Source organism: Mesorhizobium sp. B3-2-1, from assembly GCF_006439515.1.
Taxonomy (GTDB): Bacteria; Pseudomonadota; Alphaproteobacteria; order Rhizobiales; family Rhizobiaceae; genus Mesorhizobium.
This window is the reverse complement of sequence record NZ_VFTI01000001.1, coordinates 1-22,399: the sequence shown is the minus strand read 5'-3', so window position 1 is coordinate 22,399 and position 22,399 is coordinate 1. Positions and strand designations below refer to the sequence as shown.

Genomic DNA, 22,399 nt, shown 5'->3' with positions numbered 1-22,399 from the left:
ATGAAACGGCGCAAAATATCATTTTACCGAACCAAATGCCTTGTGCAATGTGGAGATGGAGGATCGAAATCGTGCCATTCGTTACCCTTGGCGGCATCACGCTGCATCACCGATATGTCGAGGCGAACGGCAGGACGCCACCGGTGGTGTTCATCAATTCGCTCGGCACCGACTTCCGCATCTGGGACGAGGTCGTTGCGCTTCTGGCCGGCGAGATGTCTCTGCTCGTCTATGACAAGCGTGGTCACGGCCTTTCCGACAATGGCGGCGGCGTGCGCTCCATTGACGACCATGCCGACGATTTGAGCGCCCTCATCGACCATTTCGGTTTCGACAGGGTTGTTCTGGTCGGACTGTCGGTTGGCGGCATGGTCGCGCAACGCCTCTACGCCCGCCGGCCGGAGATCGTCCAGGGCCTGGTCCTCAGCGATACGGCCCACAAGATCGGCACTGCCGAGAGCTGGAACGGCCGCATTGCGACCATCGAGCGCGACGGCATCGAGGCGATAGCCGACGGCGTGATGAAAGTGTGGTTCACGCCGGATTTCCATGCCGCGCGCGCCGCCGACCTTGCCGGCTGCCGCAACATGCTGACCAGGCAGGCGCTGCCTGGCTATGTCGGAACCTGCATGGCGGTCCGCGATGCCGACTTGACCGAGGCCGCGCGCCGCATCGCGGTGCCGACGCTGTGCATCGTCGGCGACAAGGATGGCTCGACGCCTCCCGATCTTGTCCGCTCGCTGGCCACTCTGATCCCTGGCGCGCGCTTCGAGGTGATCCGCGACGCGGGACATATCCCTTGTGTCGAACGGCCCGAAGCACTCACCACCTTGATCCGCGACTTTGTCGCCTCGCTTCCCAAGGGAAAGCCCGCTCATGGATGATGTCTCCAAAACCCCCAACCGATACCGGACCGGGGTCGAAGTCCGCCGCGCCGTGCTCGGCGATCCGCATGTCGATCGGGCCGAGGTAGCTGCCACCGATTTCGACCAGCCTTTCCAGGACCTGATCACCGAGGCCGCCTGGGGAACGGTGTGGGCCAGACCAGGCTTTTCGAAGCGCGAGCGCTCGATCGTCACGCTGGCGTTGCTGGCGGCACTCGGCCATGATGAGGAGGTCGCCTTGCATGTGCGCGCCACCGCCAACACCGGAGCGACGCGCGAAGATATCTGCGAAACGTTCCTGCATGTCGCCATCTATGCCGGCGTGCCGGCGGCCAACCGTGCCTTCAAGATTGCCAAGGAGGTGTTTTCGGAAATGGACGGAGACAAGGCTGCTCATGGCTGAGCCGGGCTCCAACCGGACGCCGGAAACCGGCGCCTTCTTCCAGCGCGACCGCCAATGGCATCCGCCGGCGTTCACGCCGGCCTACAAGAGTTCTGTGCTGCGTTCTCCGCAGAAGGCATTGCTGTCGTTCGACAACACGCTATCGGAACTGACGGGCCCGGTGTTCGGCCATGCCATGATCGGTGAACGCGACAACGACCTGATCCACAATTTCGCCAGGCCGGGCGAGAGCGCCATCGGCGAGCGCATCATCGTCCATGGACGGGTGCTCGACGAGCGCGGCGTTGGCATCCCCGGTGCGCTGCTCGAATTCTGGCAGGCCAATGCCGGCGGCCGCTACCGCCACAAGAAGGACGGTTATCTCGCCCCGCTCGATCCGAATTTCGGCGGATGCGGCCGCACCATCACCGGCGAGGACGGCTCCTATGCCTTCCGGACCGTCAGGCCCGGTCCTTACCCCTGGCCGAATGGCCCAAACGATTGGCGGCCGGCACATATCCACTTTTCGCTTTTCGGCCACGGCTTCGCGCAGCGGCTGATCACGCAGATGTATTTCGAGGGCGATCCGCTGATCTGGCGCTGTCCGATCGTCGGCGGCATTCGCGACAAGGCGGCCGTCGAAGCGCTGATCGCCGCGCTCGACATGCAGTCGACCATCCCGATGGACGCGCTTGCCTACAAATTCGACATCGTGCTGCGCGGGCGCCGCTCGACGCTGTTCGAGAACAGACCGGAGGGCAATTGATGGCGCAGTCGCTCGACCAGCCGAAGGAGAGCCCTTCGCAGACCGCCGGACCTTATGTCCATATCGGGCTGACGCCGAATTTTTGCGGCATCGGCGGCGTTTATGAGAGCGACCTTGGCGCAACAATGGTCAATGAACGGACCAAGGGCGAGCGCATCGAGCTGCGCATTCGCGTGCTCGACGGTACCGGCACGCCCCTGAAGGACGCGCTGATCGAGATCTGGCAGGCGGATGCCGACGGGCTCTACAATTCGCCTGCGGAGATGCGCGGTGCCGCCGATCCGAATTTCCAGGGCTGGGGTCGCTGCCCGACCGACATGGAAACCGGCCTCTGCATATTCGAGACCATTAAACCGGGCCGCGTGCCGTTCCGTGACGGCCGCCTAATGGCGCCGCACATCACGCTCTGGATCGTCGCGCGCGGCATCAACCTCGGTCTGCACACACGGCTCTATTTTTCCGACGAGGAAGAGGCCAATGCCGAGGACCCGATCCTGGCGCGCATCGAGCACCGCATCCGCGTGCCGACGCTGATCGCCGAGCGCAGGGGCAACGCTTACGTCTTCGATGTCCATCTCCAGGGGGAGAAGGAAACGGTCTTCTTCGACAGCTGATGGACGCAAGGAGCAGGACATGACCGTATCGCCCTTCGATCATCCGCTGCTTTCCGGCCTGCTCGGCGACGAGGAAGCGGCGCGGCATTTTTCGGTGGAAGCCGACATTGCCGCGATGATCGCCTTCGAACGCGCGCTGACCGAGGCCGAGGCCGACTGCGGCATCATTCCCAGGGAGGCCGCAGCGGCGATCGTCAAGACGCTTGCCTCGTTCCGGCCGGATACCGGCAAGCTGCGCGCCGGCGTCACCAGGGACGGCGTCGTGGTGCCCGAACTGGTGCGCCAGATCAAACTGGCCGTCGGCGAACCGCATGGCGGTTCCGTCCATTTCGCCGCGACCAGCCAGGACGTCATCGACACCAGCCTCATGCTTCGGCTGAAATCCGTCGCCGAGCATCTTGGCCTGCTACTGACCGAGACCATCATAAGGCTCGCCTCGCTCGAGGAGCGCTTCGGGGGTAGGGCACTGACCGGGGTGACCCGCATGCAGGCGGCGATCCCGATCAAGGTGGCGGATCGCGTGACAGCGTGGCGGGCGCCGCTGCAGCGGCATCAGGAGAGGCTGTCGCAACAGTTGGCGCGCCTGCTCGCCGTGCAGTTCGGCGGCGCCGCCGGAACGCTGGAAAAGCTTGGCGACAAGGGGCCGGCGGTGCGCGCGGCGCTAGCGGGCAGGCTCGGCCTCGGCGACGCCCCGCAATGGCACAGCCAGCGCGATGCGCTCGCCGATCTTGCCGGCCTGATGTCGCTGATAACGGGCAGTCTCGGCAAGTTCGGCCAGGACATCGTGCTGATGGCGCAGGGCGGCACCGATATCGAGCTATCGGGCGGTGGCGGCTCGTCGGCCATGCCGCACAAGCAGAACCCGGTGAAGGCCGAGGCGCTGGTGGCGCTTGCCCGTTTCAACGCCACGCAGCTTTCCGGCATGCATCAGGCGCTGGTGCATGAGCAGGAGCGCTCGGGCGCGGCCTGGACGCTGGAATGGCTGCTGCTGCCGCAGATGATCGTCGCCACCGCCGCATCCTTGCGCCTTGCCGCCGAACTGGCCGCGCGGATCGAGAGTCTCGGCCACTGATGCGCACCCAGGTCGTCATCGTCGGCTCGGGACCCTCCGGCCTGCTGCTCGGCCAGTTGCTCGCCACCATCGGCGTCGAGACCGTCATCCTCGAGCGATCGAGCCGGGAACATGTGCTTGGCCGCGTGCGTGCCGGCGTGCTCGAAGAGGGCACCGTCGACCTGCTCGGCGAAGCGGGCGCCGCGGATCGTCTGCATGCCGAAGGCTTGCCGCATTCCGGCATCTCGCTCGCTTTCGACGGGCGCCTGCACCGCATCGATCTCGCGGCACTCACCGGCGGCAAGCATGTCACCGTCTATGGCCAGACCGAGATGACGCATGATTTGATGGAAAAGCGCGACGCGATGGGGCTCGTCACCGTCTATGAGGCAGCCGATGTCGCGCTGCACGATTTCGATGGCGCGGCGCCGTTCGTCACCTATGAGAAGGACGGCATCACTCATCGCATCGATTGCGACTTCATCGCCGGCTGTGATGGCTATCACGGCGTCAGCCGCAAATCGGCGCCGGAGCGCGCGCTGAAAACCTTCGAGCGGCAATATCCGTTCGGCTGGCTGGGCGTGCTGGCGGAAGTGCCGCCGGCCGATCCTGAACTGGTCTACGCCAACCATGAGCGAGGCTTTGCGCTGTGCTCGATGCGCTCGACGCATCGCAGCCGCTACTACGTGCAATGCCCGCAGGATGATCGGGTCGAGGCATGGTCCGACGACCGGTTCTGGGACGAGTTGCGCCGCCGCCTGCCGGAGCGGACGGCAGCAGGTGTCACCACCGGGCCGTCCTTCGAAAAGTCGATCGCGCCGCTGCGCTCCTTCGTCGCCGAGCCGATGCGTTTCGGCCGGCTGTTCCTGCTCGGCGACGCCGCCCATATCGTGCCGCCGACGGGCGCCAAGGGGCTCAATCTCGCCGCCAGCGACGTGTGCTATCTCTTTGCCGGTTTGCGCGACTTCTATCGCGAAAAATCCATGGCCGGCGTCGAAGCCTATTCGGGCAAGGCGCTGGCGCGGGTCTGGAAGGCGGTCCGCTTTTCCTGGTGGATGACCACAATGCTGCACCGTTTTCCCGACACCGGCGATTTCGGTCAGCGTATCCAGGAGGCCGAGCTCGATTACCTCGTGCACTCGCGCGCGGCCTCGACCGCGTTGGCGGAAAACTATGTCGGCCTGCCCTATTGAGGGTGGCTAACCATGGCGCTGCGCGGCGAAGGTCGCTGGCCGGGCATCGGTGCCGATCATTGGGGCCTAGTCCGTTGCTTCGGCGTAGATGTCGAGAACGTCCGTCACGCTTGCGATCAGGAGTTCCCTAGCTTTTGGCGCGACGGATCCGCTCGCCACCGCGCCGTCGAGACGGCCGAGATACTGGCTGATCAGGGGTGAGGGGATATCGCGTTCGCCCAGTGCCTGCGTCAGCGCGTTCACGGCCTGCCGGGCCGCCTGCGCCGGCCAGTAGTAGCGGATACGGTCGCTGTAGGAGAAATGCCGCTCGATCCGCTGCTCGGCCTCGCCGCCATGATAGTAGTTCTTCCAATTGCCGGGCGCCGCCAGCATGACGCGCTCCATCGCCGCCGGCAGGTTTTCGCGAGCCGGGTCAGGAACCAGAATGTCGGCGATGTGGCTCAGGCCATAGAGCGCTTCACGCAGCGCGAAGGTCAGCCAGGGTCCGACTTTCAGGATGGCGAAGCCATCGTCGACAAGTGCCGTTAGAGCTTCGACCGGCTGGTAGTCGGTCGAGTGGGCCTCGAAGACGAATTGCGGCAGGTCTCGCAGCGTGCCGGCGAGCGCCCGGGCGCGTTCCGGGCGGTAGGCGATCACCTCGGCATTGCCGAATTCGACACCCGGCTGCACGACGACGCCGATCGCCCGCGAGAAGGCCTGGTCGAGGCCACGCCGGCTGAAGGCAGCGCGATGAATGCGCACCGTCTCGCCCGCGGCCTCCGGTGTCGTCACCGCCAGATGGTCCATCGCTTCCAGGGCGCCGCCCGGCACCGGCACTTCCGTGCCGATGACATAGACAGGCCTGGTGCCGCCTGTTCGTTCGACCGCGGCCTCCGCCACCTCGGCCAGTTCGGCGGCGCGCGCGGCGATCGTGGCGTCGGGCGGTGCAGCGCCTTCGCCGGCGCAGCCCATGCTGGCGTCCAGGTGGATCTTGGTGAAGCCGGCCTCGGCATAGGCATCCACCATGCGCGATGCCTTTTCCATGGCCTCGGGCGCCGCCAGGTGCTTCCAGGGGTTGGGGCCCAGATGATCGCCGCCGAGCACCAGCCTGCCCAAGGGAAAGCCGGCCTTGCCGGCGATCGTCTCGACGAAGCGGCGGAAATCGCCTGGCGTCATGCCGGTATAGCCGCCTTCGTGATTGACCTGGTTGCAGGTGGCCTCGATCAGCACGTCGGCGCCGCGCGCCTTGCCATGGCGCAGCGCCGCTTCGATGACCAGCGGATGGGCCGAGCAGATCGAGGCGATGCCGGCGCGGTCGCCGGCCGCACGGCGCTTTGCAATGGCGGCCAGCCTGTCGGTCGCCTGGCTCATGCCGGTGTTCCGGTCCTGGCGGTCGCGATGAACGCCTCGACAGCGGCCAGCGAGGCGATGCCTTCCATCGGCCCCTTCTTCGTCACCGCCAGCGCGCCGCAGCCATTGGCGATCTCGAGCGCCCTTTCGGGGGCTTCTCCACGCAGCCAGAAGGAGACGAAGGCTGCCGCAAAACAGTCTCCGGCGCCGGTCGGGTCGATTTCCTCGACGACGAAGCCGGGTGACGCGATGCGCCCTGACCGGTCGTAGTGGACGGCGCCCTGGGCGCCCTTCTTGACGACCACCGCGGAGATGCCGCGGTCCAGCATTTCGCGCGCCGCGCTTTCCTCGTCGGTTGCCTCGGCGAAGGTGAAGAGTTCAGGCCCGCTCGGCAGGAATACATCGGTCTTGGACAGCACGAAATGCAAGGCATCGCGCATGCCTGGCAGATCGAGCATCTCCTTGCGGATGTTGGGGTCGAAGGAGACCGTGCCGCCGCGCGTCTTGACGGCTTCGATCCCGTTGCGGGCAACCTCGATCACCTCGGGCGAGAACAGCGATGTGCCCATGACGTGGAAATGGTCGGCGCCGGCCAGCAGCGCGCGCGCTTCCGTGCCGATCTCGATCAGCCCGGCGGCACTCTGCTTGATGTTGTAGACGAAGTGCCGGCTGCCATCGCTCTCATAAGTGACGAAGGCGGTTCCGGTCGCGGCACCCTGATGGACCTTGATGGCGGAGATGTCGGCGCCATCGGCGCGCAGACGCTCTATGTTCAAATGTCCGAAATCGTCGTCACCCACTGCCGCGATCAATCCTGCCGGCTGACCGAGCCGCGCCGCCTGGTCGATGAAGATGGCGGGAGCGCCTGACGGAAACGGACCGATCAGCGGGCCGGGAGCGCGAAAACTCTGGCCGATCCGCTCGGCCATGATCTCGGCCAGGATCTCGCCGGCGCAAACCAGTTTCTTCATGTCCTCACCATCTGCCGGACGGTCGGCTGCCGCGTGCTCCCCTATGTCCGTGCGGTTCAAAACCTAAGTCGTCGTTTTCAGAGCGTCAATAAATAATTTGACGTGCGCAATTCTTTTGCGTTGTACTGGAAACGTGGAAATTTGACTGAATAAGTTCGGTCAAGCAATGCTGCCTCACCGCGACGGTCGCAAGACTGATTCTGGCCAGGGCGCGAAGGCTAGCATTGAGAGTAAGGGGCTGAAATATCGATGGCGGAGAAGACCCACCGCACGATGGATGATTTCGCCAGGGCGTCCGGCGTGTCGCGGCCAACCCTGTCGAAGTATTTCGACGATCCGGCCAGCGTGAAGCCGGCGACACGGGCGCGCATCGAGGCGGCGCTTCGTTCCTCGGACTATCAGCCAAACGTTTTCGCGCGCAATCTCAACCGCAAGCGCACCCGCAATGTCGGCATCGTCGTGCCGACGATCACCGATCCGTTCTATGCCGAAATGGTCAGCCGCATCGAACTGCGCTGCCGCGACGAAGGGTTTTGGCCGATCGTCATTTCCTCGCACGGTTCGCCGAAGCTGGAGGCGGAGTCGGTGAGGACGCTGATGTCACTGAAGGTCGCCGGCGCCATCGTCGCTCCTTTGGGAATAGTCTCCGAACCCGGCGTCTTCGAGCGGATGAGCGAGGACATTCCGATCGTCTATTTCGACACCTACATCGAGGGCGACACGCCGTTCGTCGGCAATGACAACCACCAGAGCACCTCGACGATCGTCGATTATCTCTGCCGGTCCGGCGAACCGCCGGTCTATGTCGACATTCCGCACGTCAACCACAATTCGAGCGAACGGCTGCAGAGCTATATCGACACGATGCACGCCGCCGGCCTGGAGTCCGTCGTTCTCAAGGCGGCGGGCGACTACAGCTGGGACTTCGAGCGCATCGGTCACGAATGGATGGACAGGACGCTCGAGAAAGGCGGCCTGCCGGCCCGCACGCTGCTCTGCGCCAATGACCGTCTCGCCTTCGGCGTGATGTCGGCTGCCTTCTCGCGCGGGCTGAAGATCGGCCGCCGCGCCGATTGCGATTTCCGTGTCGCCGCTCACGACGATCATCCGCTGAGCCGCTACACCTGTCCCGCGTTGACCACCATGGCGCAGGACTTCGCCGCCATGGCCGGCCGCAGTGTCGAGATCCTGCTGGCCTTGCTGGACGAGGCTGACCCGCCCGGCCAGGATCTGATGCGCAACGTCAAGCTTGGCGCGACCCTGGTGATGCGTCAGTCGGCCTGAGCACGCGTCTGCCGCTGAAGCCAGGCCGCCGCCTCGCTCACCGCTTGCCGCGCGGCCAGGATGTGGCGTCCCATCGAGACGAAGCCATGGATCTGACCCGGCCAGTGCCGCAACGCCAGCGGCACTCCTTCGGCCTGCAGGCGCCCGGCATAGGCCGTGCCTTCGTCGACAAGGATGTCGTGGCCGGCGATCACGACGAAGGCCGGCGGTGCGCCGGCAAGGCTGGAGGCCAGCAGCGGCGAAACGCGCCAGTCCGCGATATCGTCCGGCGTTCGCACATAGTGGTCGCGGAACCAGGCCATGGTGGCGGCGGTGAGCCCGAAGCCGTCGCCGAAACGCCGGTAGCTGTCCGCCGTCTGGCGGGCATCGGTGTTCGGATAGATCAGGATCTGGGCGGCAAGCGGCGGCGCCAGCCCGTCGCGGGCAAACAACGCCAGAACGGCGGCCAGATTGCCGCCAGCGCTGTCGCCGGCAACGGTGATGCGGCCTGAGTCGATGCCGAGTTCGCCAGCGTTCCCAGCCATGAAGCGCAGCGCCGCCGCGCAATCCTCGAGCCCGGCGGGAAACTTGTGCTCCGGCGCCAGCCGGTAGTCGGGGCAGACGACCACGGCGTTGCCGAGATTGGCCAGCCAGCGGCAGATCTCGTCATGCGAATCGAGATTGCCGATCACCCAGCCGCCGCCGTGCAGGTAAAGCACGGCGCGCGCCCCGGTGCGCGGAGCGCCTATACCGCGATGGATGCGGATCGTGACCGGGCCGTTCGGCCCATCGATCTGCCGTTGCTCGGTTGCCGCGACCGGCTCGTGCTCGCCCTGCTGGGTCGGGAACGAAGCGATATACGCGGCCCGCGCCGCCGCCACACTGCCATTCTCGAACGGTTCGCCACCGGCGGCCCGGACGATTTCGAGCGCACGCAGTGCATCCGGATCGAGTGTCATCGTCATCTCCGTGCGGATCAGGCGAGCAGGCCGCGTGCCTCGTCTTCGCTCAGCAGGGTCGGCTGGACGACGTCACCGGCAATGGCGACCGAGCTTTTCGTCTCGCCTGAATGAAGGATCGCTTCCATGATCTCCAGCACATGCAGCGCCAGAGTGCCGGAAGCGCGAGGCGTTGCCCCAATCTGCAGCGATCGCACCAGGTCGGCGACGCCGAGCATCCGGTAATTGGCGCGGTCGGGCGCCGCGTAAGGCCAGTTGCGGGCGCCGTAGAGTTCGCCTTCGCTGGCGAAATCCTTCCAGTCGGCGCCGCGTTCGGAGAGCGACACCGTGCCGCCGAACGTGTCGGGGTCAGGCAGGCGCAGCGAGCCCTCGGTGCCGTGCAACTCGATCGGATGGTTGGAATGTTTGAAGACGTCCCATGAGGCGCCGAAGGTGACGGTGGCGCCGGAGCGGAATTCAAGCAGCGACAGCACGTTGGTCGGCGTGCCGACCTTGAATTTGGTGTTCTTGAACGGGCCTTCGGCCGATATCAACCGTTCTTCCTGGCCACGCGTCGCCATCGCCATGACGCGCGCGACAGGACCGAGCAGGTTGACCAGCATGGTGAGATAGTAGGGGCCCATGTCGAACACCGGGCCGCCGCCAGGCTGGTAGTAGAATTGCGGGTTGGGATGCCAGTGTTCCATGCCGCGTCCCATCATGAAGGCGGTGCCGGCGACAGGGCGGCCGATGGCGCCCTCGTCCATCAGGCGGCGCGCTTTGCGTCCGGCGGCGCCAAGGAACGTGTCAGGCGCCGAGCCGAGCAGCAGGCCACGCCTGGCCGCCTCGGTCACCAGGCGGCGGCCGTCGCTGGCCGAGGTTGCGAGTGGCTTTTCGGTGAAGACATGCTTGCCAGCAGAAAGGGCGGAGAACGAAATGTCGAAATGCGCCGCCGGGATGGTCAGGTTGAGGACGAGGTCGATTTCGGGGTCGGCCAGGAGCGCATCGACGCCGAGAGCGCGAATGCCGTATTCCTTGGCCCGCAACGCCGCCATCTCGGCCGAAATATCGGCGCAGGCGCGCAATTCGATGCCGCCGAAAAGCGCGGCGTTGCGCAAGTAAGTCATCGAGATGTTGCCGCATCCGATGACGCCGATGCCGAGTTTGGTCTGTGATTTTGCCTGCATTTTCTGTCGTACCCTCCCAATGCGGTCGCGCTGCCCGATCCGTCGCGATGGTGCCGGATCGCATTCGAAATCGATATACAACATTTTAAATATTGACGCGCGTAAAATTTTTATAGAACATGCGGAAATGCTGGCGTGACATCGGGAGGCTGCCAGCGCTGGGAGGAGAAGATGAGAGGCAGGAAAATACGGCTGGCCGATACGAATCCCGTGGGCCATCCGCATCGGATCTTTCGGTTGCGGCCAAGGACCGCGACGGGTTCAGGCATAGATCACCTTGGCTCCCGTTCTATCCAACTGGCTGCGTATTGGACCGGGCAGACCATCGTCGGTGATCACCACATGGACGCCCGACAGCGAAAATGCCTTGGAGGTCCCGCTGACGCCCCATTTGCTCGAATCCGCAAGGAGGACAACGCGCCGGGCCATGCGCACCAGGTTTCGCTTCGTTCGCGCCATGTCTTCGTTCACGTCGACCACATCCAGTGACGAGTCGATCGCATGCGCTCCCACGAAGACCTGATGCGCCACCAAGCCGCCGAGAGCCGTGTCGGCATCGGTAATCAGCGTGCTCACCGTGTCTGGATAGACCCGGCCGCCGATCATGTGCACGTCGAGCCCGGGCCGATGCATCAGATGCTGCACGATATTCATCGCCGTGGCCGCGACCACGACATTGTTGAGTGGCGGTAACTGCATGGCAACCTGCATCAATGTCGAGCCGCCGTCGAAGATGACCGATTGGTTGTCCTCGAACAGTTCTACCGCTGCCCGGGCGATGCGTTTCTTCGCATCGAGGTTCGTTTGCATCCGCCGGGCGAACGCGGCCGTGGTCGAATCCGTGGTCCGGGTCACCGCCCCTCCACGGGTCTTGGTTAGTAGTCCCTTGCGGTCCAGTATCTCGAGGTCGGAGCGCACCGTGACTTCCGACACGCCAAAATCGTCGGACAGATCCTTCGTGCGAACCTGTCCGCTGCGTTGCACCTCACTCAGGATCGATTGGCGTCTCTGCTCCGATAACATTGCCCTGTCCTTGCCTCCATGCGCCGAGCAATCGCCCCGGCCTCGACCCACCTTACCAAAAATACGCAAATTCGAAAGCTTTCGAAAGATTGCATTTATCGTTTCTTTCGAAAACACTGGTTCCAGGATTTTGAAACCAAACGATTGGGACATTTTGCACTCATGAGCCTAGGAACCAAAGTGCGCCTTGCGCGCCTCTTTTCGCATCCATCGGGAAATCTTTTTGGCGGCGCGGTCGACCACTTTGTCGGCTATGGAGACGTGCGCAAAGGAGGCCTTGCCGATCTGCCGGGCGCGCTCGCTCGCGTCATGGTGGGCAAACCCGATTACGTCAGCATCCAGCCCGGCACTGCGCGCCATCTATGGCCGCAATACGCGGGCAAGGCTTCCCTGGTCATCCAGGCCGGCTGCTTCACCCCGGACGATCGCATCAGTGAGCTGATTGCAACGCCCGAGGATGCGGTGCGCGCTGGCGCCGATGCGTTGGCCGTGGCCATTCCGGTACGCGGCGCGACCGAGGGCAAATACATACGCTGGCTGACCGATTCGGTGAATGCGGCGGCCCGCTACGGCATGCCGGTAGTCGCGCATATCTACCCTCGCGATTTCACCGACGGGGCAAAGATCGTCTTCACCCCCGACGAGATCGCCTATGCGGCGCGCATCGGCTACGAGTCCGGCGTCGACGTGATCAAGATCGGTTACACGGGCGATTTCGAGTCGTTCCGAGAGACCGTTCGGACCTGCCCGGTGCCGGTTGTGATCGCGGGTGGCCCGAAGACAGATACGCTGCTCGGCGCCCTCCAGCAGACGGCGGACGCCATCCGTGCCGGCGCGCGCGGTGCCGTGGTGGGCCGCAATCTCTGGGGGCATGGCGATCCGGAGAAAGCAGCGATTGCCTTTCGGGGCGTCATCCATGACGGCCTTTCGGCGCAAGACGCCCTGGCAAGAGCGGGTGCCTGAACGATGCACACCGTCCCTTCAATCCTCGGCTTCGGAGCTATTGCGATCGACGACATCGTCTATGTCGATCAGCCGTTGTCGGCGGGCAAGGGGAAGGTTCTGCAAAGCACCAGAGCTTTCGGCGGAAATGTCGCGACGGCCCTTGCCGCCGTCGCGCGGCTCGGCGGAACCGCCGGGTTCGTCGGATGGCTGGGCAGTGCCGAGGACGACGCCGTGCTGTGCGATCTCGTTGCGAGCGGCGTTGAAACCGCATTCGCGCCTCGCCACCCGCACGCACGCCCGGTGCGCTCGCGGATCACCGTCGGCTCGGATGGGGAGCGGTTCATCGCGTATGACGACGAAGCGATGCTGGGCACCGCGCCGGACTTTCCGGACGAGGTCCTCAGTCGCGCGACAGTCCTGATCGTGGATAGTTACGCGATCCGATCGCTGGATGTCGTGGTTCGGGCTCGCGATCTCGGCCTTGCGATCCTCGGCGATATCGAATGGAGCAGCGGCCCGGCCACCGAGAGACTGATCGCGCTCTGCGACCATCTCATTCTTCCCCTCGGCTTTGCGCGGGCTTTCACGGGGTGCCGATCGCCCGCCGAGATGCTCGATGCATTGTGGTTGCCGTCGCGGTTCGCCGTGGTTCTGACGGATGGCGGCAAGGGCGTCTATTATCGCGGACGCGACGAGACCGGGCTCTGGCACCTGCCTCCGCATCGGGTCGCCGTCGTCGATTCGACCGGCGCCGGTGACTGCTTTCACGGCGCCTATGCCCTTGCATTGACGCGCGGGGCCGACACCGCAGGCCGGGTCGCATTCGCCGCCGCAGCGGCGGCCCTTTCGATAACGGGGCGGGGCGGGCGCGAAGCGCTTCCGACCGACGGCCAGGTGATGGAATTCCTGGCATCGACGAACGCGCCGTCGGCAGTCGAATTGAAATATACGCAGCTCGATACCGGAACATAGCCTGAAACTGTCCGAGGAAACATTTCACAGGCGGAATAAGCCAAGGAGCACAATAAAAATCAGTGGCTTAGACTTGTGGAGGGAGGAAGATGGCAGAAGTCATTCTTGAGAATATCTGCAAGACCTACGGGAACAATTTTCGCGCAATCGACCACTTGAACCTGTCGGTCGAGCACGGTGAGTTCTTGATTCTCGTCGGGCCGTCCGGCTGTGGCAAATCCACCGCGTTGCGGATGATCGCGGGGTTGGAGGACATCACCAGCGGCAGCCTTCGGATCGGCGGGGTCGACGTCGTCGACATGCCGCCCAAGGACCGCGATATCGCGATGGTCTTCCAGAGCTATGCGCTCTACCCGCATATGACCGTGTTCGAAAACATCGGCTTTTCGATGCGGCTGGCAGGCAAACCGAAGGCCGAGCGCAAGAAGCGCGTGGACGAGATCGCCAAAACCCTGCAATTGACGTCGCTGCTGGACAGCAAACCCGCAAACCTCTCAGGCGGGCAGCGTCAACGGGTTGCCATGGGCCGCGCCATGGTGCGCGAGCCGGCTGCCTTTCTCATGGACGAACCCCTTTCCAATTTGGACGCGAAACTGCGTGTTCAAATGCGCGCCGAAATCACCAGTCTGCAAAAGCAGCTCGGCGTTACGACCATATACGTGACCCACGACCAAACCGAAGCGATGACGATGGGGGACAGGGTCGCGGTGTTGAAAGGCGGAGTGCTGCAGCAGGTCGACACCCCCAAGAGGCTCTATGAATCGCCGGTGAACGCCTTCGTTGCCGGCTTCATCGGCTCTCCTTCGATGAACCTTTTCGAGGCAACCCTGAAAGGTAGCGAACTGATTTCCGGCACCTTCGCCATCCGGCTGCAGGATGAGGCCTTCGTGCGCAGGCCGGGCTTGAGATCGTATGCGGGACGCAAGGTCGTGTTCGGGGTCCGACCGGAGCATCTCTATGACAGCAACCTCGAATCCGGCCGCAAGTATCAGACGATACCGGCAAAGGTGACCTCGATCGAAGAACTCGGGTCCGAGCACATCGTCCATCTGAACATCGAAGCGGTCCGGGTGGACTCCGGCGACCCGGACGCGGTGGATGATTTCGGCCGGGCGTCGAACGCGGTGGCGAAATTCGAACCGGTCAGCGCAGTCCGCTCCGGCTCGGAAATCCAGTTGGCCCTGGATGACTCCAAGCTCCATTTCTTCGATCCCGAGACGCATCTGGCGATCTGAAGATCCGGGGCAAGGCCCGCAGGCGAGAGCGAGGGTGTCTGCGTAAGAAGACTTCTGAATAACCACACGATCGGCAGCATTGTGCAGCCGATCCCAAAAGAAGGAGGAGAAAATGACCTTTCGTATAAAACCCGCGATGCTGAAAATAGCCGCGGCCGCGTGGTTGCTTGGCGCAACCGGCGCCATGGCGGACACGACGCTGGAATTCACCCAATGGTGGGAGCCCGAATTGCCGGCTGGCTCGCTCAGGGCAATCATGGACGATTTCGAGGCCGCAAACCCCGGAATCAAGGTGACGCTGGTCAGCGGCCCCTACGCGACCACGCGAGACCAGATCTCGGTTGGTGCTGCAACCGGAACGCTCAGCGACGTCGTCGGTCTCGACGGCGCATGGGTGAACAATCTGAATGCGCAGAACGCGCTCGCCGACATGAACCCGATGATGGATGCGAGCAAGTTCGACAAGAGCCAGGTCGCCGACATCATCAAGGTCGACGGCAAGGCGGTGATGTTCCCGGTCGCTTCGTTCGTCTATCCGGTCTTCGTGAATATGGACCTCGCCGCCCAGGCAGGCGTGACCAAGCTGCCGTCGACCCGCGCGGAATTTCTCGAAGCCGCCAAGAAGATGACGCACGCCGACAAGAACCAGTATGGCTGGGTGCTGCCCCTGTCGTTGCAAACGCCGTCCGGTGTCCAGAACGACATGATGTCGTGGGTCTGGGCTTCGGGTCAATCGATGATGGCGAACGGCAAGCCCGACCTCGAGGGCAAACCGGTGGTGGACATGCTCACCTTCGTCAAATCGCTCAACGACGCCGGCACCATCTCGCCCGGCATCGCCACCAAGACCGAGCAGGAAAAGGTCGAGGAATTCGTCAACGACCGCGTCGGGATGATGATCGACTCGCTCGCGCATGTGAACCTTATCCGCAAGCGCAATCCCAAGCTGAACTTCGACCTCATCCCGGTTCCGGTCGTGGAAAACTATACGGGAAAGCGCGGCCTTCCCTATGCCTCCTGGGGCATCGGCATCTCCGCGGCCTCGAAACACCAGGAGGAGGCCTGGAAACTCGTCCAGTATTTGATGAGCGAAAAGGTGAACGCCAAGCTCGTTTCGCTTGCAAACGCCTTCCCGGGCAACGTCAACGCCAAGCCTGACTTCGTGACGTCCGACAAGGCTTTCGGCAAGGCTTTCGAGATCTTCAAGACCGGCTATCTCGCCAACGAGTTCACGGGCTTGCCGGTGGCTGAAGACCTGATGACCCAGTTCGACGTGCAGGCGCAAAAGATGCTTGCCGGTGAGCAAACGCCGGAAGAGGCGGCCGCTGCCGCGCAAAAGGCCTGGATGGCGAAATTCTGATCGCCATGCTTCGCTCTTGCGGCCCACTTATCGGCTGGCCCGCCACTAGGCGGGCCAGCCGGCAAATGACGAACCTGAATGGTATTTGAAGCTCTTTTCTCTTGTCGCGAGGTTGCCACCATGACCCGGCAGAAGCGCTCCCATCACAAGCTCAGACGAGCTGTGGCGCCCTATCTCTATCTGTCGCCCTCGCTGCTCATAGTCGGGCTCCTGATGCTGTTGCCGATGGTCACGGTGATTGCCTATTCCTTTCAGAACAGCGCGGTACTGCGTCGTGATCCATCCTTTGCCGGGCTAAAGCACTACCAGGCGATCTTTGACGATCCCGTGTTCTGGGCTTCGCTGTGGCATACGCTCTATTTCACGTGCATGAGTGTCGTTTTCCATATGACCATCGGCATGATCTTCGCACTCATGCTGAACAGCGACCGCATCAATCCAACGCTGCGCAATGTGCTGCGCGTGCTCTACATACTGCCTTGGCTGTTCACCGCGGTGATCATCGCGGTGATCTGGCGTCTCCTGCTCGAGCCGAACGGTGTCGTGAACAGCATTCTCATGCAGATGGGCATCATCGGTTCCAAGGTCGAGTGGTTTTCCTCGCCCGAGACCGCGCTGCACGCCGTCACTTTCGCCAATATCTGGGCGGGCTACCCGCTTTTCATGGTCAGTCTGCTTGCAGGCCTGCAAGGCATTCCCAAGGATTTCTACGAGGCCGCCGATATCGACGGGGCGAAGGCCTACCAGAAGCTGATCTTCATCACCATCCCGCAGCTGATGCCGATCATCATCAGCATCTCGCTGCTCGATTTCATCTGGACCATGCAGGTCTTCCCGTTGATCTGGATAACCACGGGCGGCGGCCCGATCTACGCGACCGAGGTCCTCAGCACCTACACCTACAAGCTGGCGTTTTCGAGCTACAACCTGTCCCAGGCGTCGGCGAGTGCTGTGGTCATCCTGCTGATCTCTCTCGGACTGACGTTGTTCTATATTCGCTATCAGCGGGCCAGGTAGGACGCCATGAGGAAGCGGAATTCTGGCAAAGACAAGCTGATCACCGTCGCGCTGCATGTCGCTCTTGCGGCTGGACTGTTCTTCGCAGCCTTCCCGATCTATTGGATGCTCAGCAGCTCGTTCAAGTCGAATACCGAAATCTTTGCGCTGCCTCCAACCATCCTGCCGAAGGCCTTCACGCTGGAAGCGTATGCAGCCATCCTTGGCGATCCGGTGAAGCTGCGTTTCTTCTTCAACAGCTACTTCGTTGCGGGAGCGGTGACCGTGCTGACGGTGCTGATCGCCTTGCTGGCGGCCTATGGGTTTAGCCGCTTCAACTTCCGCGGCAAGGGCAGCCTGAACACACTCATCATCAGCACGCAGACGATCCCGCCGATCACACTTTTGATCCCCTTCTTCGGGCTTGTCGTCTCGTACGGCATCTTCGACACCTATGCCGCGCTGATCCTGACCTACCTGGTGTTTACGTTGCCCTATGCGATCCTGCTGATGACAGGGTACTTGAACACGTTGCCACGCGATCTCGATGAAGCCGTTGCCGTTGACGGCGGCACGAGTTGGACGGCGCTCTGGCGGGTGATCGTCCCGATCTCACTGCCTGGTATCGTGGCGACCTCGGTCTACACCTTCCTGTTGTGCTGGAACGAATTTCTCTTTGCGCTGACGCTGACGAAGTCGACGTCCATGCGCACCGTCCCGATCGGCATACAGCTGTTGATGGGGCAGCACGCCTTCGAATGGAACCAGATGATGGCGATGAGCGTGCTCGGCTCGCTGCCGCTCTTGCTCATCTACCTCGTTGCCCAGAGGTTCTTCCTCGCCGGCATGACCGCGGGCTCGGTCAAGTAGGATGTTCTTCCAGCGCCACATCATCGAAGGACTGACACAGGGCGGCCCCAAGGAATAGGCGGAATCAAGGAATGAAAGGATGAACGTGAAAGACCTCAAAGTCGGCTGCCAGACCTTCACCTGGGAAATGCTGGGCAAGGACTGGACGGGTGGCCCCGACGATCTGTTGAAGGCGATCGCGGATGGCGGTTATGCCGGCATGGAGATCACCGACACCATGATCGGCCGCTACGCCGGCAAGCCGGCCGAGTTCGCCGCCGCGCTGAAGTCGTCCGGCTTGGCGTTGGTTTCCTTCGCCTTCGGCTCGAAGAGCGGCTTCACGCTCAAGGATGAGATCGGCGCCGACCTCGAAACCGCCAGGCGCTGGATCGATTTCGTGGCAAACTTTCCCGATGCGCTGGTGTCGATGGGCTCGGCGACCGTCGTCTCCGAGGGGCCGCGCGACGGCAAATTCGCTATCGCGGCCGAGCTGTACAACAAGGCCGGCGAGCTCGGCCGCAAGGCTGGTGTCCAGATAGCCTTGCATCCGAGCTCGCATCACAACACGCTGCTGTTCGACCGCGCCGATTACGACGCGATCTTTGCCTTGCTCGACCCAGATCTGGTCGGCTGGGTGCCGGATACCGGCCACATCCTGCGCGGCCACAAGGACATGGCGGATACACTCACCACCTACCGTGACCGCATCCGCTACATCCACCTCAAGGACGTCGACGCCAAGGGCACATGGGCGATGCTGGGCGAAGGCGTCTGCGACACGCCTCGAGTCATCGAGATCGCCGGTACCGCGCCGAACTTCAACGGCTGGCTGGTGCTGGAAGAAGAATCCGACACCGCTGCCGCCGATCCGGCCGGTGCGGTCAAGACCAACCGCCAGACGATGCGCGGCTACGGGGCCTGAGACGATGATCAAGAAACAGGACAGACGCCTCAGGGTCGGTGTGCTTGGCTGCGGCCCGATCGCGCAGTTCGCGCATCTGGAATCCTGCGTCAAGGCCGGCAATGCCGACCTCTACGCTATCTGCGACGCGGCACCCGATCTCCTCGCCCGCATGGGCGCCACCTATGAACCGCAGAAGATGTATGCCGACTATGACGCCATGCTCGCCGATCCGGATCTGGAAGCAGTCATCGTCGCCACATCGGATGCCTATCACGTGCCGATGTCGATCAAGGCACTCGATGCAGGCAAGCATGTTCTCTGCGAAAAGCCGATCGGCACCTCGATCGAGGAAGGCGAGGCGCTGGCCGCAGCGGTCAACCGCTCCGGCAAGGTGCTGCAGGTCGGGCACATGAAGCGTTTCGACCCGGCGCTGGAGGCCGCGCGCGATTTCGTCCGCGACGAGATCGGCGAGGTGCTGGCGCTGAAGGCCTGGTATTGCGATTCCACCCACCGCTACACCAACACCGATGCCGTGCAGCCGCTACCCGTCACCAGCAAGTTGGCGAAGAAGCCGGGCGGAAATCCCAAGGCCGATCTCAGGCAATATTTCATGCTGGCGCACGGCTCGCATCTGGTCGACACCGCCCGCTTCCTCTGCGGCGAGATCACCGCCGTGCGTGCTCGCCTCAACGAGCGCTTCGGCGCCTATTGCTGGTTCGTCGAGACCGAATTCGCCAGCGGCGCGCTCGGTCACCTCGATCTGACCGTCGCCGTGCGCATGGACTGGCACGAGGGTTTTCAGCTCTATGGCGAGAACGGGTCCGTCATCGCGAAAACCTTCAACCCCTGGTACTTCCGCGCCAGCGAGGTCGACATCTTCCATGAGAAGGACGCGACCTCGCGAAAACCGCTCGGCGCCGACGGCCATTTCTTCCGTCGCCAGCTCGAAGGCCTTGCCGACACCGTGCTCACCGGCGCACCGATGCATGGCGCCAATGTCGAGGACGGCATCGCCTCGATCCGCGCCATGGTGGCGATTGCCCGTTCTGTCGAGACCGGCGAACGGGTTGAGCTCGCCTCGGTTTCGGGTGCGGTCTGATGCGTCTCGGCATCTTCGCCAAGACCTTTTCGGGCACCGACCCGGGTGCTGTGCTGACGACGGTGAACCAGGCCGGATACGAGACGACGCAGTTCAATCTCGCCTGCGCCGGCCTGTCGTCGATGCCGGATGTCGTGCCGGCGGATGCCGTCGCCGCCATCCGCACCGCAGTGCGATCGTCGGGCGTTTCGCTGGCCGCGCTGTCGGGCACCTACAACATGGCGCACCCCGACAAGGCTATGCGCGACGACGGACTTCGCCGCCTTGGCATCGTCATCGAGACTGCCGCCGCCCTCGGCATCCCGCTGGTCACGCTCTGCACCGGCTCGCGCGATGCCGCCGACCAATGGGCCTACCACCCCGACAATGCCGATCCGTCCGCCTGGTCCGACATGGCCGCCGAGATGGCAAAGGCGCTGGCGCTGGCCGAGGAGGCCGGCGTTGATCTCGGCATCGAGCCCGAGCAGGCCAACATCGTCACCTCGGCCACGGATGCGACGCGCCTGATCGCCGAGATGGGCTCCAGGCACCTGAAGATCGTGCTCGACCCCGCCAACCTGTTCGAACATGCGACGCTGGATGAGGCGCGCATGATCGTCGCTGCCGCGATCGATGAGGCCGCCGGCCACATCGCCATGGCGCATGCCAAGGACCGTTTCGCCGACGGCCGCTTCGCTACTGCAGGGCAAGGCATCGTCGACTTCCCGGATTTCGTCGCGCGGCTGAAGGGCGTGGGTTTCGATGGCGCGCTCGTCACGCACGGTCTGTCCGCCGATGAGGCTGCTGGCGTAGCCACCTTCCTGCGAGGGCTGCTCTGATGGACGTCGCGCCAACGATCATGCTGCGAGATGACGCCGCGCTCCGTGTCTTCGACACGGGGCAGGGACTTCCCATCGTCTTCCAGCACGGTCTCGGCGGCGACGCCGCCCAGGTGGCGCAGAACTTTCCCGACGGCCCCTCGCGCCGCCGGCTGACCGTCGAATGCCGCGCGCAAGGCGGCGCCAGTGCCGGCAGTAGCCGTCCGTTCTCGATCGCCATGTTCGCCGACGATGTGCTGGCCGCTGCCGATGCGGCGGGAATGGAGCGCTTTGTCGCCGGCGGTATCTCGATGGGTGCCGCCATTGCATTGCATCTGGCGGCCCGGCATCCCGATCGCGTCTCTGGCCTCGTGATGGTGCGCCCAGCCTGGGCCTTCGACGCGGCGCCTGGGAATATGCAGCCTTACGTCGAAGTGGCGGAACTGATCGACCGGCTTCCGCTGGACGAGGCGCGCGCGGCCTTCGCGTCCTCCGCGACAGCAACCCGCTTTCGCAGAGAGGCGCCAGACAATCTCGCTTCGCTGCTCGGCTTCTTCGAGCGTGACAACGCGACCGTTTTTGCCGAGGTGATGCAGGCGATCGCAAATGACGGACCTGGCGTGACGCGGGCCGAAGCCGCCGGCCTTGCAAGGCCCACGCTCGTCATCGGCAGCGGCATCGATCTCGTCCATCCCTTGGCGACCGCCCGCGAACTCGCCAACACCATCCCCGGCGCGGCCTTTGCCGAGGTGACGCCGAAGGCTACCGACAAGAATAGCCACTTCGCCGAAATCCGTGCCGCCATCGGCGGCTTCCTCGATAGAAATTTCAACAACCAGGACCAGTCATGATCTCGAAACCCCTGTCAGGCCCGGCCGCCATCGCCGCATTGCCGCGCGACCGTCTGATCGCCGAATTCTCATCGTGGTCCGCCAATCTCGCCAATTTCGAGAGCGACCTCAGGCGCATCGAACCCTATGTCGATCTGCACCACATCGACGTCGCGGACGGCCATTTCGCGCCGTCCTTCCTGTTCTTCCCCGATCTCGTCGCCCGTATTGCCAAACTGACGGCCAAGCCCATCCACGTCCATCTGATGGTCGATGGGGCAATCGTCGAAGAACAGACGCGTCAGTTCATCGAGGCTGGCGCCGACATGATCAGCGTCCATGCCGAGAATGGCGAAGCGGGCCTGCGCGCGGTGCAGCTGGCGCGTGCACTCGGCGCCGAGGCCGGCGTCGTGCTGAGGCTGGAGACCCCGGTCGAGGCGGTGACGCCTTTCGTCTCCGAGGTGGCTTTCGTCACGCTGCTCGGCACCGCGATCGGGGTCAAGGGCCAGGGCCTGTCGGAGAATGCCTGCGACAGGCTGGGGGAGGCTCGCGCCATCCTGAGGAACCACGGCCGCGAGGCGGCCGTGGTGCTCGCCGCCGATGGCGGCATCCGTCACGAAACGGTGCCGCTGCTGCGCGCCGCCGGCGCCGAGACCGTGGTGCTCGGTTCGCTCGCTTTCGGCGACAAGGATCTCGCCGGCCGCATCGGCTGGCTGCATGGTTTGAAGGTCGCGGCATGAGACTTCCTGTGTCAACCTGTTGTGAGCAAGAAGCTAGCGGCGGGGTGTTTGTTGGGGTCGTAGGATGTGCC

General features: G+C 63.7%; 23 protein-coding genes. 18 read left to right on the top strand and 5 right to left on the bottom strand.

Annotated features, from left to right (window positions below):
* Positions 1 to 71: 71 nt before the first annotated feature.
* Genes pcaD through pobA form a run of 6 tightly spaced genes read left to right on the top strand, consistent with a single transcriptional unit; the run spans position 72 to position 4,890 of the window.
* Complete coding sequence (gene pcaD / locus FJW08_RS00115) at positions 72 to 884, top strand: 3-oxoadipate enol-lactonase (protein WP_140757730.1); 813 nt, start codon at positions 72 to 74, stop codon at positions 882 to 884.
* Positions 877 to 1,287, top strand: coding sequence for a 4-carboxymuconolactone decarboxylase (gene pcaC, locus FJW08_RS00110; protein WP_140757729.1), 411 nt, complete (start codon positions 877 to 879; stop codon positions 1,285 to 1,287). Before pcaD ends, pcaC begins: the two co-directional genes overlap by 8 nt.
* Complete coding sequence (pcaH, locus tag FJW08_RS00105; protein WP_140807928.1) at positions 1,280 to 2,032, top strand: protocatechuate 3,4-dioxygenase subunit beta; 753 nt, start codon at positions 1,280 to 1,282, stop codon at positions 2,030 to 2,032. The genes pcaC and pcaH overlap by 8 nt, the downstream gene beginning before the upstream one ends.
* Positions 2,032 to 2,646: a protocatechuate 3,4-dioxygenase subunit alpha gene (pcaG, locus tag FJW08_RS00100; protein ID WP_140807926.1), complete on the top strand. Its 615-nt coding sequence runs from the start codon at positions 2,032 to 2,034 to the stop codon at positions 2,644 to 2,646. The genes pcaH and pcaG overlap by 1 nt, the downstream gene beginning before the upstream one ends.
* A gap of 19 nt (positions 2,647 to 2,665) precedes the next feature.
* On the top strand, positions 2,666 to 3,718 hold the full coding sequence (locus FJW08_RS00095; protein WP_140807923.1) for a 3-carboxy-cis,cis-muconate cycloisomerase: 1,053 nt from the start codon (positions 2,666 to 2,668) through the stop codon (positions 3,716 to 3,718).
* Positions 3,718 to 4,890, top strand: coding sequence for a 4-hydroxybenzoate 3-monooxygenase (gene pobA / locus FJW08_RS00090; RefSeq protein WP_140807921.1), 1,173 nt, complete (start codon positions 3,718 to 3,720; stop codon positions 4,888 to 4,890). Before FJW08_RS00095 ends, pobA begins: the two co-directional genes overlap by 1 nt.
* A gap of 66 nt (positions 4,891 to 4,956) precedes the next feature.
* On the opposite strand, the gene FJW08_RS00085 is transcribed toward pobA, so the two are convergent.
* Both FJW08_RS00085 and FJW08_RS00080 read right to left on the bottom strand, forming a co-directional pair.
* Positions 4,957 to 6,240 (bottom strand): D-tagatose-bisphosphate aldolase, class II, non-catalytic subunit, encoded by a 1,284-nt coding sequence (locus FJW08_RS00085; protein ID WP_140807919.1) that lies wholly within the window; start codon positions 6,238 to 6,240, stop codon positions 4,957 to 4,959.
* A complete protein-coding gene (locus FJW08_RS00080; protein WP_140807917.1) occupies positions 6,237 to 7,190 on the bottom strand; it encodes a sugar kinase in 954 nt (317 codons plus the stop codon). The genes FJW08_RS00085 and FJW08_RS00080 overlap by 4 nt, the downstream gene beginning before the upstream one ends.
* 249 nt (positions 7,191 to 7,439) lie before the next feature.
* Here FJW08_RS00080 and FJW08_RS00075 point away from each other — a divergent pair, with 249 nt between their 5' ends.
* The gene (locus FJW08_RS00075) at positions 7,440 to 8,474 is read left to right on the top strand and encodes a LacI family DNA-binding transcriptional regulator (RefSeq protein WP_140807915.1); all 1,035 of its coding nucleotides are present in this window, start codon (positions 7,440 to 7,442) and stop codon (positions 8,472 to 8,474) included.
* Here FJW08_RS00075 and FJW08_RS00070 read toward each other — a convergent pair.
* The 3 genes from FJW08_RS00070 to FJW08_RS00060 form a co-directional block, all read right to left on the bottom strand.
* Positions 8,462 to 9,412 (bottom strand): alpha/beta hydrolase, encoded by a 951-nt coding sequence (locus FJW08_RS00070; protein WP_140807913.1) that lies wholly within the window; start codon positions 9,410 to 9,412, stop codon positions 8,462 to 8,464. The two genes, FJW08_RS00075 and FJW08_RS00070, sit on opposite strands and share 13 nt — an antisense overlap.
* Before the next feature lie 17 nt (positions 9,413 to 9,429).
* On the bottom strand, positions 9,430 to 10,578 hold the full coding sequence (locus tag FJW08_RS00065; RefSeq protein WP_140807911.1) for a Gfo/Idh/MocA family oxidoreductase: 1,149 nt from the start codon (positions 10,576 to 10,578) through the stop codon (positions 9,430 to 9,432).
* 261 nt (positions 10,579 to 10,839) lie between these two features.
* Positions 10,840 to 11,601, bottom strand: coding sequence for a DeoR/GlpR family DNA-binding transcription regulator (locus FJW08_RS00060; RefSeq protein ID WP_140807909.1), 762 nt, complete (start codon positions 11,599 to 11,601; stop codon positions 10,840 to 10,842).
* Positions 11,602 to 11,763: 162 nt separating this feature from the next.
* Here FJW08_RS00060 and FJW08_RS00055 point away from each other — a divergent pair, with 162 nt between their 5' ends.
* The 11 genes from FJW08_RS00055 (at position 11,764) to FJW08_RS00005 (ending at position 22,328) form a co-directional block, all read left to right on the top strand.
* Positions 11,764 to 12,564, top strand: coding sequence for a class I fructose-bisphosphate aldolase (locus FJW08_RS00055; RefSeq protein WP_140808371.1), 801 nt, complete (start codon positions 11,764 to 11,766; stop codon positions 12,562 to 12,564).
* A 3-nt stretch (positions 12,565 to 12,567) separates the two neighbouring features.
* Positions 12,568 to 13,518, top strand: a complete 951-nt coding sequence (locus FJW08_RS00050; protein WP_140757717.1) for a PfkB family carbohydrate kinase — start codon at positions 12,568 to 12,570, stop codon at positions 13,516 to 13,518.
* A gap of 89 nt (positions 13,519 to 13,607) precedes the next feature.
* Positions 13,608 to 14,753 (top strand): ABC transporter ATP-binding protein, encoded by a 1,146-nt coding sequence (locus FJW08_RS00045; protein ID WP_140807907.1) that lies wholly within the window; start codon positions 13,608 to 13,610, stop codon positions 14,751 to 14,753.
* A 112-nt stretch (positions 14,754 to 14,865) separates the two neighbouring features.
* A complete protein-coding gene (locus tag FJW08_RS00040) occupies positions 14,866 to 16,113 on the top strand; it encodes a sugar ABC transporter substrate-binding protein (protein ID WP_140807904.1) in 1,248 nt (415 codons plus the stop codon).
* Positions 16,114 to 16,233: 120 nt separating this feature from the next.
* The gene (locus FJW08_RS00035; RefSeq protein ID WP_140757714.1) at positions 16,234 to 17,130 is read left to right on the top strand and encodes a sugar ABC transporter permease; all 897 of its coding nucleotides are present in this window, start codon (positions 16,234 to 16,236) and stop codon (positions 17,128 to 17,130) included.
* Positions 17,131 to 17,136: 6 nt separating this feature from the next.
* Positions 17,137 to 17,979, top strand: coding sequence for a carbohydrate ABC transporter permease (locus FJW08_RS00030; RefSeq protein ID WP_140807901.1), 843 nt, complete (start codon positions 17,137 to 17,139; stop codon positions 17,977 to 17,979).
* A 79-nt stretch (positions 17,980 to 18,058) separates the two neighbouring features.
* The gene (locus tag FJW08_RS00025; RefSeq protein WP_140807899.1) at positions 18,059 to 18,880 is read left to right on the top strand and encodes a sugar phosphate isomerase/epimerase; all 822 of its coding nucleotides are present in this window, start codon (positions 18,059 to 18,061) and stop codon (positions 18,878 to 18,880) included.
* 4 nt (positions 18,881 to 18,884) lie between these two features.
* Complete coding sequence (locus FJW08_RS00020; RefSeq protein ID WP_140807897.1) at positions 18,885 to 19,961, top strand: Gfo/Idh/MocA family oxidoreductase; 1,077 nt, start codon at positions 18,885 to 18,887, stop codon at positions 19,959 to 19,961.
* Positions 19,961 to 20,779 (top strand): sugar phosphate isomerase/epimerase, encoded by an 819-nt coding sequence (locus tag FJW08_RS00015; RefSeq protein ID WP_140807895.1) that lies wholly within the window; start codon positions 19,961 to 19,963, stop codon positions 20,777 to 20,779. Before FJW08_RS00020 ends, FJW08_RS00015 begins: the two co-directional genes overlap by 1 nt.
* Positions 20,779 to 21,609, top strand: coding sequence for an alpha/beta hydrolase (locus tag FJW08_RS00010; RefSeq protein WP_140807893.1), 831 nt, complete (start codon positions 20,779 to 20,781; stop codon positions 21,607 to 21,609). Before FJW08_RS00015 ends, FJW08_RS00010 begins: the two co-directional genes overlap by 1 nt.
* A complete protein-coding gene (locus tag FJW08_RS00005; protein ID WP_140807891.1) occupies positions 21,606 to 22,328 on the top strand; it encodes a ribulose-phosphate 3-epimerase in 723 nt (240 codons plus the stop codon). The genes FJW08_RS00010 and FJW08_RS00005 overlap by 4 nt, the downstream gene beginning before the upstream one ends.
* The last annotated feature ends 71 nt before the right edge of the window (positions 22,329 to 22,399 follow it).